Origin of the sequence: Paraburkholderia sp. CNPSo 3281 (assembly GCF_024206515.1) — a bacterium.
Taxonomy (GTDB): domain Bacteria; phylum Pseudomonadota; class Gammaproteobacteria; order Burkholderiales; family Burkholderiaceae; genus Paraburkholderia; species Paraburkholderia nodosa.
Genome location: NZ_JAMBPS010000101.1, coordinates 1 through 14,879, shown reverse-complemented (window position 1 = coordinate 14,879; position 14,879 = coordinate 1). Strand labels below are relative to the sequence as shown.

The window sequence follows — 14,879 nt, the reverse complement described above, 5'->3', positions numbered from 1 at the left end:
ACGCAAGATCGTCAAGACGCGTGGGCACTTCCCGACGGACGAGGCCGCGACCAAACTGCTCTGGCTGGCCTTGCGCAATATCACGGCTGACTGGAGCCGTGCCGCGCATGACTGGAAAGCCGCGATGAACCAGTTCGCGATCCTCTACGAGGATCGCTTCACCAGAAATCATTTGTAGAATGCAATTGATGAGCCTGCCAGACGGCAGGCTTTTATCTGCCTTGCACACAAAAATTCAGACACTCCCGGCAAAAGGCGCCAATGAGGCCAGAAGTCGGCCTCACAGCGCTTTAAAAAGGTTGATTCGCGTTGAAATTGCACAATGCGAAAGATTTAGCGGCAGTGGGCGCGCAAATCGTGGAAGGCCGCTTCCCGTCGAGGGGTATTTCCGCAACCTGTTAGGTGACTGAATGACCCCGTAAGTGCGTTCATTCCGGTACTGTTGATACCAGCGCGCAAACCAAGCGAGGCTTGCACGAATCTCATTGCATTCGGTGGTCCGCGCGGCACCGATTCACCATCTTTGGTCTGCATCGAGACCACGTGCAAGCGGTATAAATATCGGCATGCTACGATGTCAGCGCGGACATGAGGAAAATGATTCACTGCGGCCGCAAGATGTTGATGCGCTCGGAATTTCAATCACGAAGCGCGGAAGCGGGGTATCTTCCTCATAGTCGATCCGGGTGCCGATAAAATAACGTAGGCTAGTCTCGTCCACGAACACAGCGAGGCCCTGTGTAGACACCTTCGTGTCGGAATCGCTTACGGAGTCAACCAGGACAATAGAATATTCTAGCTGTCCTCCCGCATGAAATTCGGCACGCAGTCGAATATAAAGCGGCGCTTCGTGGCTCTGCGCGACAAGCTCGGCGGCTTCTTTTGCTGCTCGGGCCGTGAACGTAAAAAATTCACACGCGGGTTCTGTCGATATGCTTGATCGTTGGGAAATCATAGATTTTCCTGGAAAATTAACAGAGAACGATATCCGTCTTGACAAATGTGCATCTGCACAAGGAAGGAAAGCAAGTACCGCGCCACAACGCTCGCTCGCAATACTATTGCTCGGGTACGGAATCAGCTTGCTGAGGCGAGTGTGCACCCAGAGGCTGTGTAAGCGACAAGCCAAATTATTCACGCTGTTGAGCTCGCCCCCTAGACGTCGTCATCAAGAGTGAAGCGATGCGCGGAAGGGCATGGTGGAGATCTCCTTGCGCCATAGAAAACAAGTAAGCGAGATCCGCGGCGCGCGACTTGCGACTCGTCGCGAGTCGATAGACGTTCTCTTTAATCAGTTGAAGTTTGCGATCTTGGACGTCTACATTCGACGTTAAACTAAGTTTGCCCTATACACTGAGAAGCTAGCGCCACGCTCAGGAAACGCAGGCGGAATAACGGCGCGAAGTTAGCAGATATAGAATGGTTAGCGCAAGCGACTCTCGCTCGGGGAAAGCGAGTTGCACGGATAACGCATGAAACAACGATACATTTTTCGAATGCCTCTAATTCGTCAGATGGGAAATGAGTGCAATGAAAATGATAGCGCATCCAGTCGCCGCCCAGAAGGGCATAGCCGCCTTGGATTCCGTAGACCGCGCGATCCTCAGACACTTGCAGCAAGACGCCTCGCTATCGATTGTCAGCCTTGCAGCGAAAGTGAAACGCAGTGCACCTGCCTGCCTGCGGCGCGTGGAGCGGCTCAAGGAGACGGGACTGATACGAAGAGTCGTCGCACTGCTCGACGCGAAGGCCATCGGCGCGGGCATGTTCGCCGTAATCGGGATCGTGCTGGACGGCTCGACGCCCGAGGCGTTTGCCGCATTCGAGAAAGCGGCACAGAAGGTGTCGGGCTGCGTAACGTGCTACGCTGTGAGCGGGCAATTTGACTATATCTTGCTCGTTCGAGCACGCGGCAACGAAAGCTTCAACCGGTTACATGCTACACAATTGTTGCACCTGCCGGGAGTAAAGGATCTGCGTAGCTTCAAGGTGTTAAAGGAAGTCTTATCGACGCAGGCGATACCGCTGTAACCGCAAACGCTTGAAAATGTAGGCTTGACCTGTGTCAAAGGGCCTGTCAGTAATTTCGTGTTCAAGGCATATGATCCTCCCCAGGAGAAAATATGCCTCGCAAACCGAAGACCCCACCGGTAGAGCTACCGGCGATTCCCGCTGAACTGCTCGAACAATTCGGCAACGGCCCGATGACGGCCGAAGCCATCAACGCCGCAACGCTCGCCCTCAAGAAGGCGCTGATCGAACGAGCGTTGGGCGGCGAGATGAATCACCATCTCGGCTACGCGCCGGGCGCCGCCAAACCGGCCAGCGTGACGAACCAGCGCAACGGCCGTGGCGCCAAGACAGTTCTGACCGAAGATGGCCCGATCCGCATCGAGGTGCCGCGCGACCGCCACGGCAGCTTCGAACCACTGCTGATTCCCAAACACGAACGACGCTTCGCGGGCTTTGACGACAAGATCGTCGCCATGTACGCCCGGGGCATGACCGTACGCGAGATTCAGGGCTTTGTGCTGGAGCAGTACGGCACCGAAGTTTCGCCAGAGTTCATCAGTTCGGTCACCGACGAGGTCATGGCCGAAGTGACGGCGTGGCAAGCCCGGCCACTCGAGCCGATGTATCCCGTCGTGTTCTTCGACGCGCTGCGCGTGAAGACGTGAAGATTCGCGAAGACGCCGTTGTACGCAACAAGGCTGTCTATCTGGCGCTGGGCATTCTGCCCGACGGCACGCGCGACATCCTGGGCCTGTGGATCGAGAACACCGAGGGCGCGAAGTTCTGGATGAAGGTGTTCAACGATCTGAAAACGCGTGGCGTGGGTGACATCCTGATTGCCGTGACCGACGGCCTCAAGGGCATGCCCGAAGCGCTCGCAGCCGTGTTTCCAGCGACTACGTTGCAGACCTGCATCGTCCACCTGATCCGCAACAGCCTCGATTACGCGAGCTGGAAAGACCGCAAATCGCTCGCTGCTGCGATTCGCCCGATCTATACCGCCCCGAGCGCGGAAGCCGCGCAGGCTGAACTGGATGCGTTTGCTGAAGGTCCGTGGGGGCAGAAATTCCCGCCTGTCAGCGCGGCGTGGCGCAATGCCTGGGATCGCGTGATTCCGTTCTTTACGTTCCCGCCGGGCGTGCGCAAGGTGATCTATACGACGAACGCCATCGAAAATATCAACTCGCAGCTACGCAAGATCATCAAGACCCGAGGTCACTTCCCAACCGATGATGCAGCAACGAAACTGATCTGGCTGGCGCTGCGCAACATCACTTCCGATTGGGGGCGTGCCGCTCACGACTGGAAGACAGCGATGAACCAATTCGCTATCCTCTACGAGGATCGGTTCGTTCGATCATCCGTGTGAATCTCAACCCCGCCTTGAACACGGAAATTCTGACACCCCCGTGTCAAACGTCAAACAGGTGCTGGTCGTAACCAAACGACACGCTTCGAATCGCCCCGCTGGCTTCCGCAGAGTAAGCGCCTCAGCTGGACCGTTCGTCCATTCGCGTGCGCGTAAAGCATGATTGTGAACTGGAGCTACCGGTCAGGTAGAGGGCTGTGGCGGACTGGCTGGCTTGTGCAACTTGTCGGCCACACGCCAAGGCAGGAGTTCGTCGATGCGATTGATTTTGTGATCGCCGATATGGGTTAGCACATAGTCGAGGTAGGCACGCGGATCGATGTCATTCAGTGCGCAAGTGCCAATCAGTGCATACATCGCAGCTGCCCGTTCGCCGCCGCTGTCTGAGCCGGCGAATAAAAAATTCTTCCGGCCCAAGCTTACACAACGCAGCGCGTTCTCTGCGATGTTGTTGTCAATCTCGAGCGTACCGTCTTCGCAATACAACGTCAGTGCGCTCCACTGGTTCAGCGTGTAGTTGATCGCCTTGGCCGTATCGGACTTCGACGACAGCGTTTCGAGCTTTGCCCTGAGCCACGCTTCGTAGATTTGAAGCAGTGGTCTGGCTTTCTCCTGCCGTATTCGCAGCCGTTCGGCGACGGGCCTGCCGCGAATGGAGGCCTCGATGTCGTAGAGCCCGCCAATATATTCGAGTGCTTTTTGTGTTGTGTCAGATGGCGTGCGCACGTGGATGTCGTAGAACTTTCTCCTCGCGTGGGCATGGCATGCCGCCTCGCGTATCGAGCCATCGCGGAACAATTCGTCGAAGCCTGCGTAAGCGTCCGCTTGCAGAATCCCTTTGAAGCTGGCGAGATGGGTTTGAGGATGGATGCCTTGCCGGTTCGGCGAGTACGCGAACCAGACCGAAGCCGGTTGCGTCGAGCCCGAGCGACGATCGTCGCGCACGTAGACCCATAGCCGGCCGGTACGGGTCTTCCTGTTGCCCGGTGAGAGAACCGGGATCGGCGTGTCATCGGCGTGCAGCTTGGTGGCCGACACCGTATAGCGGCGCAGCGCCTCTGTTAGCGGTGCGCACAGCGCCTCGCACTGGCCGACCCAGCGGCCCATGCTGGCCCGGTCAAGCGTCACGCCGTCGCGCGCCGCGATCGCGGATTGCCGGTACAACGGCTGGTGGTCTGCATACTTCGAGACGAGGATGTCTGCCAGCAAGCTCGGATGGGCGATACTCCGCTCGATCGGCAGCCCAGGCATCGGCGGCTGCGTGATCGTGCTGCAGCACGGGCAAACCAGCTTGCGCCGGATCGTGCGAATGACCTTGAACGCCGCTGCAACCCGGGCGAGTTGTTCGGATGAGTCCTCGCCGAGCGCCCGCATTGGTTGACCGCAATCCGGGCAGCTTGATTCAGGCTCGAGCACATAATCCTGGCGCGGCAGATGCGCGGCAAGCGCTTGCCTGGAAGCCGCTTCGTCCGTCGTTGTGTTCGAGGTGGACGCACTTGCCCCACGGGCCTGCGCACGCTGCACATCCACAACGCCGCGCCCGGCGGCCAGATCCTCAAGTTGAGTCTCGAGCGTCTCGATTTGCCGCTGCAGCTGCTCGGACTTGCGACCGAACTGCATGCGCCTGAGCTTGTCGATCTGCGCCTTGAGCTGCTCAATCTCGACATCGCGTTCGGCAAGCAGACTACGGGCCTCGACCAGCAAGGCCTTCAGCAGTTCGATATCGTCAGGGAGATCGGCGCCGTTCGACATGCGCCGTAGTTTACGAGTCTGCCGCGCGGTTTACAACATCGATAGTGCGGCGGTGCGACGGGGCTGCCGCCAGTCGATGCCCTCAAGCAGCATCGACAGTTGCGCAGAGCTCAGATGGACCTTGCCACCGTCAGCTTTGGGCCATATAAAACGGCCTCGTTCAAGTCGCTTCGCGAGCAGCCAGATTCCGTCCTCCGTAGCCCAGAGAATCTTTACCAGATCGCCCCGACGGCCCCGGAAGATGTAGACGTTGCCGGCCAGCGGATTCTCCTCAAGCGCGGTTTGCACCTTCGCAGCCAACCCCTGGAACCCGCATCGCATATCAGTGACGCCCGCAGCGATCCAGATGCGCGTGCCTGCCGGTAGGGAGATCATGAGCGCAGACTGCCCAGCACGATCCGCAGCATATCGGCATCTACCAGGCCGTCCACTCTAACCACCGCACGACCGATCCTGATCTCGATCGTGCCGACAGGTGGTACAGGCTTCGCGCTCTGCACTTGCGCTTCTGCCGGGGCTGACGCGATGACCTCCGTCGGCGTGTCGCTTAGCAATACGACCGGAATGAGCCCGGCAGATCGAGCTTGCTGATCGGCCAGATATCGCCGTCGCCAGGTGAACAGCATGTTCGCGTTGATGCCATTCTCCCGAGCCAGCTTTGCGACTGATACGCCCGGCTCGCAAGCGGCCGCTGCCAGTCGCTCACGAAGCTCCCGGGGGTAATTCGGGCGCCCCGTTCGTGTACCCGGCTTCTTCTCTGCAGACTGTGTCAAAGTGATGCCCATCAGATCGGAAATGATGGGCACCACTTTGATGCCGCCCTCAGCCACCGTCTATAACGGCCGGAACGAGTCGCTTACTCCGCAGACCAAACTCGTGACGGATAAACTCTTGACCCGTCCCTCGGCAAAGTCCGTTCGTAGTGGTGCGAGCAGACTGAGTTGCGCCAGCAACGTCCCAACTCATGTTCAGTAAAGTTTCGCCGGCAACCGAAGCCGACTGGATGCACTTCGCGCAACGCGCCGCGCTGTCACAATCCAGACAATTCAGACAGAGGCAACGTGACACCGGCCTCCCTATTACGGTGATCGGGAATGGCGATGCATGCTAGAAACATCTTCCAGGTTTAGGTAAGACAGGCATGGTCCTTGCGTGCCGTGGGCCGCTAAGTTAGAAGGCACAGACAAGTTAAGACCTTTCGTCAATGAGAAAGCGCTTAACGATGGCATAAAACTCGCCGCCTCGCTACGGACGGCTTCGCGGCCAACTTTGTCATACGGAGCAACAACATGAAAGCATTAATTGATAAAATGCACCGGCTTTCGTCGGCTGAGGACTTCTTCCGATTCTTCGCCATCTCATATGACGACAAGGTGGTGAACGTAAGTCGATTACATATACTAAGGCGTTTCTTCCAGTACATCAGACAGGCGGAGGACCTGTCCGCGGATCACGACGCAACCTTATTCCTAGTCTATCGAAATCTCCTGCTGAAAGCGTACAACGACTTTGTCATTTCCACGCCTGCTGAGCAAAAGGTGTTCAGGGTTCTTCAGGAAGCCGACGGAGAGCGGCATATCTCTCTTGATAGCCTGCGTGAATCTCTGCCGGCTCGGGCTAATAATTGAAGTTGGTGAGCGAGTCATATTGGTGCTTTTCTGAGTCGTCACGATGCAACTCCTCGCTTGATGCACGTTGCGAAGTTCGCTTGACTTGTCCTTGGGAACATCTGCCGGGAGTGGTCCATCAGCAGCCTCCACGTCCGGCTGACGAGCGGACAGGAGCGGTTTCGATGCTTTCATGCGCGCGAGCCTCTGCTTGCCACCGCTGCTGTTCTGTTTGGGTACGAGCCCCAGCCAGGCGGCCATCTGCCGGCCATTCTTGAATTGCCGTGCGTCCACAAGCGTCGCGACTGCGGCCGATGCGGTAAGTTTGCCGACGCCGCATACGGCCGTGCAGCGCTGGGCCTGCGGATCGTGACCGGCGTGTTCTGCGATCTGCCTTTCAAGCCACGCGATTTGTTCATCCAGCGCCTGACATTGCACCCAGCAATGCCTGACGCGCTGGTCCCGTCAGCTCGTTGTCGCCATCCTCAATGCGATCGACGAGGTGCTTGCGCAATAATTCAATGCCTTGCGGCAGGAATACGCCGAACTCGGCCAGCAGCCCGCGCAACCGATTGACCAGCGCAGTGCGTTCCTCCACGAAGCCGGTACGCATGCGGTGCAGCACCAACATGCTTTGCTGGGCGGGTGACTTCACCGGCAGAAACGCATGGAGGGGCGACTTGCGGCTTCGCAGATCGCTTCGGCATCGAGGGCGTCGTTTTTTACATGAGCGCCGCCGTTGCGGTACGGGGCGACAAACTGGGGTGGACTCAGGCGCACATCATGTCCGAGAGCGCGGAGTTTGCGTGCCCAGTAGTGCGCGGCGCTGCATGCCTCCATTGCAACGAGGCACGGCTCGAGATTCGCAAACCAGCTAACGAACCGATCGCGCGTAATCGCCTTTCGGACGATGACAAGATCGGCACTGTCGACGGCATGGATCTGCATGACATGCTTCGCCAGATCAACTCCAACACGAGCAATCTTGTCCATGACTCGCCCTTCGCGGAAGGTTGTGTAGCTCCGGCATGGTGCTCGCTTTCGGCGCAAATCGCCACTCATAAATGTGCTTGATGCATCCAAAAAAAATAGCGACTTATACAAAACGAGCCTGCGCTGCTACGATTCGTGCATCGTTGCCACGGGGTTAGGTGCGAGCGCGGAGTTGTCGCGGCCCGTGACGAGCGGGCTCAGCACGCCTCGGATGCATTTATGTTCTCGAGCTGGAGCTCGAGAGCGTGATGCGACGGCCGCGCCGGATTGCCATCTTTCTTGTCCGTCGTGTCCTCGCAAGGATGGCCCTGTCTACTTCGAATCAGTTCAGAGGGTGCTAGGGCAGTCTCGCAATAGCAGTCGCCATCTGCGTCGTAGGGCGGCTCCGCGTACCGACGGTCAGGATATTTGGCCACCTCGTTCACCGAGCTGGTGGTCGGAATCGGCTCAGCAACTCGGCTGCCTCAACTGCATCGTGATGATGGAGCGGTTGGGCGCGCTGTTCCATGGCTGTCAAGGCCTCTTGACGTCGCTGTTCATCGCCACGCCGTTCGCTCTTCTGCAATGTGGCGGCCATGGTCCTGCCGTGCGACTGATTGCTTCCCACCGTTGCATGCGTAGCGATCGTGTTTCCCCTCATGCGGTCCTCCTGGAGTTTGAGGGTGACTCGCGAACAAAGCGGCAACTGTCACAACGTAAAAGCGCTGTGCGTGTTGATTCAACTGCCGGCAAATCCACATTGACTGTTAACCTCACAAGAACAAACCGTATGGCTTTACGTCGCATCGCAACCGCATTGCTGCTGGCTGGATTGATTGCCGCCCATACCGCGCAGGCAGATGTGATGCTCAATTTCGTTGACGCCGGCATCGATCAGGTCGCCAAGGCGGTCGGCGCGGCGACAGGGAAGACGATCATTGTTGACCCGCACGTCGAAGGGCGGCTGAATCTAGTCTCTGAGCGCCCTGTTTCCGAGAATCAAGCATTGAAAACTCTGCAGTCTGCGCTGCGAATGCAGGGTTTCTCGCTGGTGCAGGATCACGGTGTGCTCAAGGTTGTGCCCGAAGCGGACGCGAAAGTGGAGGGTGTGCCGACGTACATCGGAAATGCGCCTTCGGCACACGGCGATCAGGTCGTCACCCAGATCTTTCGCCTCAGGTACGAATCGGCGAACAACCTCCTGCCAGTGCTGCGTCCGCTCATCTCGCCGAGCAATATGATTGCGGCCTATCCATCAAATAATACGATCGTCGTCACGGACTACGCTGATAACGTCCGCCGCATTGCGCAGATCATCGCGGGCGTCGATTCTGCGGCCGGCCAGCAGGTGCAGGTAGTGGAACTGAAAAACGCGAATGCGATCGACGTTGCGAGGCAGATGACCAAGATGCTCGACCCTGGGTCGATCGGTAATACGGATGCGACGCTGAAAGTCTCGGTGCAGGCCGATCCGCGCACGAATTCGCTAATGCTGCGAGCGTCGAACGCAGTGCGCCTCGCGGAGGCGAAGTCGCTGGCGAAGCAGCTTGATGCGGCAACCAGGCGACCCGGTAACATCCACGTTGTGCAGCTGCGGGGCGCGGATGCCGGGCGTCTTGCGAAGACGCTGCGCCGCATGCTCGGCAAGGGCGGCAATGATTTGATGTCCACAGGGGGCGGTAATGCCGCGAACTCGTTCAACCAAGGCATGGACTCGTCGGCGAGCACACCGGGCCAGCCGCCACTTCCAGGCGGATCCTTGGGCGGTTCGTCATTCTCGTCGATGGGAAGCAATCGACTCGCAGGCGGCGGCAACAACGGCGGTCAAGGCAACAACGCGGCGTTTCTTGGCGAAAAGGAAGGCGGTGACGGTGAAGAGAACCAGCCCGGCGGGGTGATCCAGGCCGATCCGGAGACGAATTCGTTGATCATTACCGCGTCGGACGCCGTCTACGGCAATCTGCGCAGCGTGATCGATCAGCTTGACGTCCGCCGCGCGCAAATATATATCGAGGCGTTAATCGTCGAACTGTCGGCGACGACAAACGCGAATCTCGGCATCCAGTGGCAGGGTGCGCTGCTGTCGAATGGTAGAAACAACGGTCTCTACGGCAGCTCCAACTTCAATTCCAACGGCAGCCAGGGCATCGTGAACCTGACCGCGCAGGGGGCGACCATCGCAAACGACCCGGCCCCAGCGCTCGCGACGAAGGGCGCGGACCTGCTGAACAACGGCCTGAACGTAGGCCTGCTGCACCGCTTCGGCGACGTGTTCGGTCTCGGCGGCCTGTTGCAGGCGCTGTCGCAGTCGAGCGACGCGAACGTCCTATCGACACCTAACCTCATCGCGCTCAATAACGAAGAGGCGAAGATCGTCGTTGGCTCGAACGTGCCTGTAGTGACGGGTTCATACGCCACGCCGACCGCGAATGCCGCGACGTCCGTAACCGCGTTTAACACGTTCGATCGACAGGATGTCGGGATCGTGTTGCGCGTGAAGCCGCAGATCACCGACGGTGGCATCATAAAGCTGCAAATCTATTCCGAAGCCTCGTCCGTCGATTCGGCCTCGACGAACAATCAGGGCGGCGTGACGATCAGCAAGCGCTCGGTGCAGTCGACGGTGCTGGCCGATGATGGCGAGATCATCGTACTCGGCGGCCTGATAGAAGATAAGTACGCGAACGGCAACAGCAAGGTGCCGCTGCTAGGCGACGTGCCGTGGATCGGCCAGTTGTTCCGTTCGGAGCAGAAGAGCCGCGAAAAGACGAATCTGATGATATTCCTGCGTCCGGTCATCATCGACGATCGGGATAAGGCGCAGGCTGTCACGTCGAACCGCTACGACTACATTCAAGGTGTGCAGGGCGCGTATCGTCAGGACAACAACCTGATGAAGGACGACGACCCTGTCGTGCCGCAGAAGCCGGTAGGTCAAAGTCAGGACGGGTCAACCCTGAATCTGTTCGATCTCGACAAGATGCGTCGCCAGTAGATCGATGTCTTAGTTGTCGTGTTGGGATGCCCCTATGCGATTCATCAAGCGTTATACGGTGTTATGAACTTTCAGCCAGACCTGGTACCCTGGCGGGATGAAAAAACGCAGACCCTACCCAACGGATGTATCGGATGAAGAGCGGTACTTCGCCGCTCCGTACCTGACATTGATGAATCAGGACGCGCCTCAGCGTCGCTACGAATTGCGCGAGATGTTCAACGCCTTGCGCTGGATTGTCCGCGCGGGTGCACCGTGGCGTCTGCTGCCCAGTGACTTTCCGCCGTGGGAGACGGTCTACCAGCAGACGCAACGCTGGATCCAGGCCGGCTGTTTCGAGACCATGGTCAATGACCTGCGTTCGATTATCCGCGTGGCGCAGGATCGCCGGGGTCAGCCCAGTGCAGTCATCCTCGACGGCCGCACGCTGCAGTCGGTGTGCGAGAGCGGTCCACGCGCAGGCTATGACGAGTACAAGCGTAAGAAAGGCAGCAAGGTGCACATGGCGGGATACATTGGGACAACTGCTTGCGGTGCATGTGACGCCTGCCAACGAACAGGAGCGTGCACCGGTCGGGGAACTGGCGCGACAGGTCCAGCAGGCCAGTGAGAATCGCGTTCGCTGCCCAAGGCTACACCGGCGAAGAGCCTGCACAGGCCGCGCTCGATGGGGGCATCGAGCTTCAGGTGGTCAGGTTGCCGGAGGCGAAAAAGGGCTTTGTACTGTTGCCGCGTCGTTGGGTGGTGGAGCGCAGCTTCGGCTGGCTCAACCGCTTCCCCTGACCGACTAGAGACTACGAGCGATTGCCCGAAACCGTGGCTGGTCTGCATTTCGTCGTGTTCTCCGTGCTTATGCTCGTCCACTTTGCATTCCTTAACAAAAGTGCATAACATCTTCTAACAGGCATGTTTAGGGTGACGTTGTGCCGTTTGCGCGCGTTGCGACACATGGGCAACTCCAACCTCATCAAACGATGGCAGTACACGGTCGATTCATTAGCATGGTTGAAGGAGTTTGATAATGATCAATTCACCATTCGTTTTACACTGTTAATCTTCCAACGAATATAGGTATTTCACGACAAAGGAATCGGGGAAGAAGATGGCAACAGGTACAGTAAAGTGGTTTGGCGAGTCAAAGGGCTTTGGGTTTATCACACCAGATGATGGAAGCACTGATGTGTTTGTGCAGTTCTCTGAAATCCGTATGGATGGCTTCAAGACATTGTGGGAGAACGTACGAGTGAGATTCGACGTAAAAGATGGCCCTAAGGGCAAGCTTGCGACAAGAATCGAACTACTTTGACTGGCGTTGCTGCACATATCTTTTGACGGCGTGGCGCGCTGACGTCTACGTGCAACAGCCGGGAGGAAGCCCCAATACGATTCCTGCGTACAACTTCGATTTAGTTGGCCGGCGTGTTGCGCAGTGACTATGGGACTGAAAAAGCCGGCGCACGGAAGAGCTACATCAAGGTCAAGGGCGGCCAGTGGAAATGTTTGCACTCGACCGCATAAAAAAACTGCTGCCACACGCAGTTGTTCGGACTGAACTACATATCAATTATTTTGATGTTAATTGTCTTGTGTCCTCTCCTACCCACGAGGCAAACTTCTACCTCGTGCGGGCAGTGTGCGGTAACCAACTGGGCTCACCAACGATTGAAAGATTGATTCAGAGTAGTGAACGGCACCTCTTAAATCAGTAGGATCTGGTATGGTCGTTGAGTCACTAGCTCCTCAAGAATGGTTGGACACCTTGCTGATGTTACACGGTGAATCACCACGCGTTTCCAATATCTCCTTCGTAAATTTATATGGCAGAACTCGCAAAAATTACCGATGACACCCTTGGCACTGTGCAAATTTGGGGGTTCCATGGGGAATGCAACGTAAGGGACGTTGCAGCGGCTCTTGAGGAGATCGCTGCGGGGCTAAAGGGCGACGGCCATACAATTCACGTGATGTCGGGCACCCACGGCTGTTGCGTGGGGCGAGTCGGTGCTGTCGCAACACGCGAGCAAAGGTTTGCGGAAGAAGATCGGGCTCTCGCCCACCCCATGACGGCAGACGACAAGACCATTGTTGTGGCTGTCCACGACTTCAATACGAACAAGCTGCCGGCTCCCGACTATGTGTCCGCAGCGATGGCCAAGCTCAACAAGGACATCCGCACGATCGTGGCAGAGACGCCCGGAACTCCTACATTCCTGCTCGCCTATTGCTGCAGTGCAGGCACGAAGTAGCAGTGATGGGTTCCGCGGCTCTGGTGCAAATAGCGCGGGGGCGAATCGGTTAAGGTGTCGGGCTGAACGAATTGAGAACCGACGATGAGCAAGCTGAAGAGCCTGGACGAACTGTTTGCAGGCCGTCACTTTGACCGCGATGTGATCATTCTGTGTGTTCGCCTGGTACCTGCGCTACAAGCTTAGCTTGCGCGATCTGGTCGAAATGATCGCGGAACGGGGTCTGTCGCTGGCCCTCACGACGATCCTGCGCTGGGTGCGGCGCTTTGCGCCGGAGTTCGTCAAACGGTGGAACCGCTTGGGCAGGCCCACCGGCCAGTCCTGGCGTGTTGACGAGACTTATCTCAAGCTGCGCGGAAAGTGGGTCTATCTTTATCGGGCGGTGGATCGGGTGGGCCAGACGGTTCACTTCATGCTCCGTGCAAAGCGCGACGTGGAGGCGGCAAAAGCCTTTTTCAGGAAGGCAATCAGACATCAGGGCCAGCCACCGAAGAGCATCACGCTTGATGGCTATGCCACCTCGCACCGCGCCGTGCGCGAGATGAAGGCCGATGACTTGTTGTCTGAGGACACGAAGGTCCGATCCTCGAAATATCTCAATAATTTGGTCGAGCAGGACCACCGCAACATCAAGTCCCGGACGAAAGTCATGCTCGGCTTCAAGCGTTTCAGGAACGCGGCGATCACCCTCTCTGGTATTGAGCTGGTACATCGTATTCGCAAGGGACAATTCGGTCTCGCGAAGCTCGGCCTCAAAGATCCCACTGCGCCCGCAGTCTGGGAGGCCGTCCTGTCTGCTTGATAACGTATCCTCCATATAAGAAAAATCTCGTGCAGACCGCCTATGTGCACCAGAGCCGCGCTTCGCGCGTTTTGCAATCGCAGGGCCTGCTGTCGCATTTTCCGCGGTCGTTGGTTTTTCCATAGCTTATAGTCGAGAACCCGTGGGCACAGTGTTCTGGACATTCCTTATGGCATTCGGTGCGCCCATTGAAACTGCGATGAATGAGCCGGGCGTGTTTTTCCAGGCGCTTTTCGGATACCTTGCGGTCGTTGCCGTTGTCAGTGGGAGTAAGCGGATCCGCTTCAGTTGGAAATGGTTCGCCCCCGGTCTCGCTGCGGCGTTTTGTGTAAGTCTTGCGGCCACGTGGATGTTTGCCGATCTAGGAGTATGCCGCATCATGTGAAAGTATGGCCAGGTGACTCGATTTACGGATCGTTGTCCTGGTGAATTCTCTTTCAGGAGATTGTGGGTGCGAGGCGTTATTCGAATGGGAGACGCAACAAGTGATGGCGGCCGCGTGGCGACTGTACAGAATCGGTCGACGGTGATGGGCCGGCCAGTCGCATGTGTTGGCGATAAACGCACCTGTCCTCGATTTGGACACAGGGATTGCGTGATTATCGAGGGTGATGAGAATGTCAGAATCGATGGGCATGCGGTTGCGTTCGATGGTCACAAGACCTCGTGCGGGGCCGTCCTGATCTCCTCAGTGGCAACGTCCGGCTTGGCGTGAAAGGCAGGTGAGCATATGAGCGATCCCTCTGAACATGATTCAGATGCGAAGGAACCCAGGCAATCATCTCTCCTATGGCTATCCGGCGTAGCCCTGTGGGCGTTCCTGATCCTCCAGATCTACTTCTGGGCGAATGGCCCCTATGAATTTGGCGATGCCCTAGTCCACTGCGTCATTGAATTGGCACCGGTCGAACCCGGCGCGATGGATCGTCATACTTCCACTTGATCGGCTTCGGGCTTTTGTTGTGCTCGCTGATATAGCGCATCAGTTTGCGATCCAGATCCTTCACCGAAGTGAAGATGCCGCGAGCGATCACATCGCGCTGGATGCGCGAGAACCAGTTCTCCACCTGGTTCAGCCACGACGAGTAGGTCGGCGTGAAGTGCAGGCGCACGTTGCGATGCG

Annotated in this window: 15 protein-coding genes and 4 pseudogenes; 11 read left to right on the top strand and 8 right to left on the bottom strand. The window is 57.6% G+C overall.

The annotated features are described in order from the left end of the window. Positions 1 to 178, top strand: a pseudogene (locus M3I56_RS39415) (IS256 family transposase); the annotation flags it as partial. Between the two features lie 399 nt (positions 179 to 577). Here the strand turns inward: M3I56_RS39415 and M3I56_RS39410 are convergent. Next, entirely contained in the window at positions 578 to 955 is a 378-nt protein-coding gene (locus M3I56_RS39410) for an iron-sulfur cluster assembly accessory protein (RefSeq protein ID WP_254346068.1), read from the bottom strand. Positions 956 to 1,530: 575 nt separating this feature from the next. Between M3I56_RS39410 and M3I56_RS39405 the strand changes: the two genes are divergently transcribed. Together M3I56_RS39405 and M3I56_RS39400 are read left to right on the top strand one after the other, a co-directional pair. Continuing rightward, a complete protein-coding gene (locus tag M3I56_RS39405) occupies positions 1,531 to 2,031 on the top strand; it encodes an Lrp/AsnC family transcriptional regulator (RefSeq protein WP_254346072.1) in 501 nt (166 codons plus the stop codon). 92 nt (positions 2,032 to 2,123) lie between these two features. Next, positions 2,124 to 3,382: pseudogene (locus M3I56_RS39400) on the top strand (IS256 family transposase). Positions 3,383 to 3,565: 183 nt separating this feature from the next. On the opposite strand, the gene M3I56_RS39395 reads toward M3I56_RS39400, so the two are convergent. The 3 genes from M3I56_RS39395 to M3I56_RS39385 are packed head-to-tail and all read right to left on the bottom strand — an operon-like array spanning position 3,566 to position 5,964. Further along, complete coding sequence (locus M3I56_RS39395) at positions 3,566 to 5,134, bottom strand: IS66 family transposase (protein ID WP_254358493.1); 1,569 nt, start codon at positions 5,132 to 5,134, stop codon at positions 3,566 to 3,568. 30 nt (positions 5,135 to 5,164) lie between these two features. After that, positions 5,165 to 5,509 carry an IS66 family insertion sequence element accessory protein TnpB gene (tnpB, locus tag M3I56_RS39390; protein ID WP_254358492.1) on the bottom strand — a complete coding sequence of 115 codons (345 nt, stop codon included), beginning with the start codon at positions 5,507 to 5,509 and terminating at the stop codon, positions 5,165 to 5,167. Continuing rightward, positions 5,506 to 5,964, bottom strand: a complete 459-nt coding sequence (locus M3I56_RS39385) for a transposase (protein ID WP_246089481.1) — start codon at positions 5,962 to 5,964, stop codon at positions 5,506 to 5,508. Before M3I56_RS39385 ends, tnpB begins: the two co-directional genes overlap by 4 nt. A gap of 459 nt (positions 5,965 to 6,423) precedes the next feature. On the opposite strand from M3I56_RS39385, the gene nifW reads away from it, so the two are divergent. After that, entirely contained in the window at positions 6,424 to 6,762 is a 339-nt protein-coding gene (nifW, locus tag M3I56_RS39380; protein WP_254320591.1) for a nitrogenase stabilizing/protective protein NifW, read from the top strand. Between the two features lie 177 nt (positions 6,763 to 6,939). Here nifW and M3I56_RS41275 read toward each other — a convergent pair. The 3 genes and pseudogenes from M3I56_RS41275 to M3I56_RS39365 form a co-directional block, all read right to left on the bottom strand. Continuing rightward, positions 6,940 to 7,179 (bottom strand): annotated as a pseudogene (locus tag M3I56_RS41275) (transposase); the annotation flags it as partial. After that, positions 7,157 to 7,372 carry a hypothetical protein gene (locus tag M3I56_RS39370; RefSeq protein WP_254320590.1) on the bottom strand — a complete coding sequence of 72 codons (216 nt, stop codon included), beginning with the start codon at positions 7,370 to 7,372 and terminating at the stop codon, positions 7,157 to 7,159. The pseudogene M3I56_RS41275 and the gene M3I56_RS39370, both read right to left, overlap by 23 nt. 20 nt (positions 7,373 to 7,392) lie before the next feature. After that, positions 7,393 to 7,734 (bottom strand): transposase, encoded by a 342-nt coding sequence (locus tag M3I56_RS39365; protein ID WP_254358491.1) that lies wholly within the window; start codon positions 7,732 to 7,734, stop codon positions 7,393 to 7,395. A 769-nt stretch (positions 7,735 to 8,503) separates the two neighbouring features. On the opposite strand from M3I56_RS39365, the gene gspD reads away from it, so the two are divergent. From gspD to M3I56_RS39330, 7 genes and pseudogenes are all read left to right on the top strand, one after another. Continuing rightward, a complete protein-coding gene (gspD, locus tag M3I56_RS39360; RefSeq protein WP_254358490.1) occupies positions 8,504 to 10,708 on the top strand; it encodes a type II secretion system secretin GspD in 2,205 nt (734 codons plus the stop codon). Between the two features lie 97 nt (positions 10,709 to 10,805). Continuing rightward, a pseudogene (locus M3I56_RS39355) lies at positions 10,806 to 11,599 on the top strand (IS5 family transposase). Positions 11,600 to 11,810: 211 nt separating this feature from the next. After that, positions 11,811 to 12,014, top strand: coding sequence for a cold-shock protein (locus M3I56_RS39350; protein ID WP_254320588.1), 204 nt, complete (start codon positions 11,811 to 11,813; stop codon positions 12,012 to 12,014). 511 nt (positions 12,015 to 12,525) lie between these two features. After that, complete coding sequence (locus M3I56_RS39345) at positions 12,526 to 12,954, top strand: hypothetical protein (protein ID WP_254346079.1); 429 nt, start codon at positions 12,526 to 12,528, stop codon at positions 12,952 to 12,954. Positions 12,955 to 13,047: 93 nt separating this feature from the next. Next, positions 13,048 to 13,756, top strand: a protein-coding gene (locus M3I56_RS39340; RefSeq protein ID WP_375541877.1) for an IS6 family transposase whose coding sequence is annotated in 2 segments (ribosomal slippage) — positions 13,048 to 13,116 and positions 13,118 to 13,756 — 708 coding nt in all. Because the reading frame shifts where the segments join, the coding sequence is not laid out codon by codon here. 169 nt (positions 13,757 to 13,925) lie between these two features. Next, positions 13,926 to 14,141 carry a hypothetical protein gene (locus M3I56_RS39335; protein WP_254358488.1) on the top strand — a complete coding sequence of 72 codons (216 nt, stop codon included), beginning with the start codon at positions 13,926 to 13,928 and terminating at the stop codon, positions 14,139 to 14,141. A gap of 66 nt (positions 14,142 to 14,207) precedes the next feature. Then, positions 14,208 to 14,471 (top strand): PAAR domain-containing protein, encoded by a 264-nt coding sequence (locus M3I56_RS39330; RefSeq protein ID WP_254358487.1) that lies wholly within the window; start codon positions 14,208 to 14,210, stop codon positions 14,469 to 14,471. A 172-nt stretch (positions 14,472 to 14,643) separates the two neighbouring features. Here the strand turns inward: M3I56_RS39330 and M3I56_RS39325 are convergent. Beyond that, the coding region (locus M3I56_RS39325; RefSeq protein ID WP_254345934.1) for a transposase at positions 14,644 to 14,879 on the bottom strand (236 nt) is incomplete at its 5' end.